This window comes from Polycladidibacter hongkongensis (assembly GCF_001561995.1).
Classification (GTDB): domain Bacteria; phylum Pseudomonadota; class Alphaproteobacteria; order Rhizobiales; family Stappiaceae; genus Pseudovibrio; species Pseudovibrio hongkongensis.
Genome location: NZ_LLWC01000018.1, coordinates 1 through 989 on the forward strand (window position 1 = coordinate 1; position 989 = coordinate 989).

The window sequence follows — 989 nt, forward strand, 5'->3', positions numbered from 1 at the left end:
ATACTACAAACACGAAATCGAAAAACTGGCAGCCTAAAGCCAAACAGACCTAAGCAAACTCAAACCAGATATTTTTTTGCAACAGAGCCATTTTTGGCCTGGCACATCTGTTAGGTATTAAGCTCTTTCCACGTATGCGCAACTGGAATGACGTCACCTTTTACCGCCCGCAAAAACAGGCCAGGTACCAACATATAGATACTCTTTTCAATGGCGATATCGACTGGAAGCTGATCGAAACTCACTGGGCTGACATGATGCAGATTGTCCTGTCTATTCAAGCCGGAAAGATCCTGCCTTCCATGTTGCTGCGTAAGCTTGGCACTAAAAGCCGCAAGAACAAGCTTTATCGTGCCTTCAGAGAGTTAGGCCGGGCTGAGCGTACACTCTTTCTGCTGCGATATATCTCCGAAACGAGCTTCCGCTTTTCAATTCGCGCAGAAACAACCAAGGTAGAATCCTTCCATAGCTTCCTCGACTGGATTGCGTTTGGTGGAACAACCATCAAAACCGGCGACCCAGTGGCATTCCCCCCTTAGATTGATCGAGTTTAAAAGTAGAGATATTGTTGCCTCATATTGAGGACTGAATTTATGAAGAAATCTCGTTTCAGCGATGGGCAGATCATCGCGATTTTAAAGCAGGGGGAAAGCGGCATTCCGGTTGCCCAGCTTTGCCGTGAACATGGCATGAGCGCGGCGAGTTTTTATAAGTGGCGTTCCAAGTATGGGGGCTTGGATGCGCCGATGATCTCGCAGATGAAGTCTACCGAGGACGAACTTCGCCGTTTCAAGAAGATGTATGCCGAGCTGTCGCTGCAAAATGAGCTTTTGAAGGAAGCGCTGGGAAAAAAGCCCTAAAGCCATCCCGGCGCAAGGAGATGGCTGTGTTTGCTGTCGAAGAAAAAGGTGCTTCCATTGCTCTGGCGTGTCGCACGTTTGCTGTGAGCGAGCGCTGTTATCGTTATCAGCGGCGTCTTTGCGATGAGA

Annotated in this window: 2 pseudogenes; both read left to right on the plus strand. The window is 48.5% G+C overall.

The features are described from left to right. Window positions 1-89: 89 nt before the first annotated feature. Window positions 90-524, plus strand: a pseudogene (locus AYK82_RS07605) (Tn3 family transposase); the annotation flags it as partial. Window positions 525-593: 69 nt separating this feature from the next. After that, window positions 594-989 (plus strand): annotated as a pseudogene (locus AYK82_RS07610) (transposase); the annotation flags it as partial.